This window comes from Gottschalkia purinilytica (genome assembly GCF_001190785.1).
GTDB classification, from domain to species: domain Bacteria; phylum Bacillota; class Clostridia; order Tissierellales; family Gottschalkiaceae; genus Gottschalkia_A; species Gottschalkia_A purinilytica.
Genome location: NZ_LGSS01000044.1, coordinates 1 through 2,073 on the forward strand (window position 1 = coordinate 1; position 2,073 = coordinate 2,073).

The 2,073-nt window shown below is 30.7% G+C and carries 3 protein-coding genes; all 3 read left to right on the plus strand.

The window, feature by feature from the left end; translation table 11 throughout:
* Nucleotides 1–690: hypothetical protein (locus tag CLPU_RS17390; protein ID WP_200898651.1), on the plus strand; the 690-nt coding region annotated here is incomplete at its 5' end.
* Between the two features lie 10 nt (nucleotides 691–700).
* A complete protein-coding gene (locus tag CLPU_RS16135; protein ID WP_050379109.1) occupies nucleotides 701–1,564 on the plus strand; it encodes a distal tail protein Dit in 864 nt (287 codons plus the stop codon).
* A gap of 2 nt (nucleotides 1,565–1,566) precedes the next feature.
* On the plus strand, nucleotides 1,567–2,073 hold a 507-nt coding region (locus tag CLPU_RS16140), incomplete at its 3' end, for a Gp37-like protein (RefSeq protein ID WP_200898653.1).

The following is a 2,073-nucleotide window of genomic DNA, read 5'->3' on the forward strand; positions in this document are numbered from 1 at the left end:
TTAAAGAAAATACAAAGATTAGAAACAGCTATAGAATACGAACACAACGACTTTAACAAAGCTCAATTGCAGAAAGAACTAGATAAAGTAATAAAAGAGAGAGAAGAAAGACTAAGAAAACAAAAAGTAGAAGATAAAAAAGCACAGCTTCAAGAAAAAATATCACAAGAGAAAGAAGAACTAGCAGAGAAGAAAAAACATTTAGAAGAACAGAAAAGATTAGAAATAGAGAACATAAAAGAAATTTACGAAAGACAGAAAGAGAACTATCAAAAGCAACTAGAAATGGTAAGAGAGATTAAGCAGGAACAATTAGAAGAATCTAAGTTATATGCAGAGGCAGAAAGAATGTTAATGCAAAATAGCCAAGAGGAAATATTAGAATTACTACATGGTTATGGTGAAAGCTACAAGGTAGCAGGGCATACGTTAGGAGAAAGGCTATTAGATGGAATTAAACCTAAAATATCTGAGATACAATCTTTAATCGATGATTTAAACGCTAAAATAAACGCTGCTAGGGATAGAGCTTTAAATGCAACATCTAACAATAATATAAATTACAATACAAACGATAACAGAAAGGTTTATAATCAACACGTTACTGTAAATAGTCCTCGATCATTAAATCATTCAGAAACTCAGAGACAGACAGAATATACACTAAGACGTATGGGTTTAGCAACATAGAGGTGATATTATGCAAAAAGTATATATAGAAAATAGTAGAGGTCGGGTTGAGTTTTATAAATCCCGACCTTTTATATTACAGAGTATTAGTGGATTAAGCAATCCAAATACACGTAACATAACTACGCAAGCACCCGGACAGGATGGGGTTTCTAGACATGGAAGTAACTTTGAAGCAAGAACATTACTGTTAGAGGTAGGTGTAATTGGAGAAGATAAGCAAGATATGTATAGACTTAGAAACAAGCTATATAGTGTTTTAAACGGTAGATTAAATAGTAAGCTTGTATATGAAAATAGCTATAAATCATATTCTATCGATTGTAGTATTGAAAATATTACCGAAGGTGAAAAATTAAGAAATATTCAACAAATAATTCTACAATTATATTGTCCAGACCCATTTTGGAGTGATATTGATGAGATTAAAGAAGAAGTTGCTATGTGGCTAGGCAACTTTCATTTTCCTTTAATAATCCCCAAAGGTGAAGGTATTATAATGGGCTCTAGAGTTAGCAATCTTATAGTTAATGTACTAAACAAGGGGGATGTACCCTGCGGTATGACTATAGAATTTGTATGCACAAAAACGGTCAAGAACATATCTTTATTTAATGTTTATACTAGAGAGTATATAAAAGTAAAAGGTTCATTTAAAGCAGGAGACTTAATTAGAATTACAACTCAGTTTGGAAATAAAAGAGTTGAACTAATTAGAAATGGTGTTTCAAGTAATATATTTCATTATCTAGACATTGACAGCGTGTTTTTACAATTAGATTTAGGAGACAATGTATTTAGGTATGATGCCGATTCGGGAATAGATAATTTGGAAGTGAGCATTTACTATAAGCCTAAATATCTGGGGGTTTAAAAATGATTACTATATACGATGACAAACTAAATTGGCTATCTATGATAGAAGATTATGAGAGTTTAATATTTACAAGACGTTTTTATAAATATGGTGAGTTTGAATTAGAGATAAATATAAATAAAAACAATACTGATAAACTAGAGAAATTTAATATTATCGTACTCAATAATAATTTCAAAAAAGCTGGAATAATACTACACAAAGAAATAGGATTAGATCAAGATGGAGAAGCTTCCGAGACACTGTTTATAAAAGGATTAACCTTAGATGGGCTAACAACATTTAGAAGAATAGTTCCAGAAACAAATAGTGGATATGTAAGCTTACAGGGAAATCAAGAAGCAATAATGAAAGGATTTGTAAACAATTGCTTTGTTAATCCCACAGACGTTGAAAGAAAAATAAATCTTATAAATACACCTAATCAAAACAGAGGAAAGACGGATAAATGGAGGGGTAGTTTTGAAAAGCTATCTGATAAACTAGAAGAAATAGGAACTTATAGC

Bases quoted from the DNA above. Each gene is read 5' to 3' on its own strand.
- CLPU_RS16135 (WP_050379109.1), top strand. From the start codon at position 701: ATGCAAAAAGTATATATAGAAAATAGTAGAGGTCGGGTTGAGTTTTAT.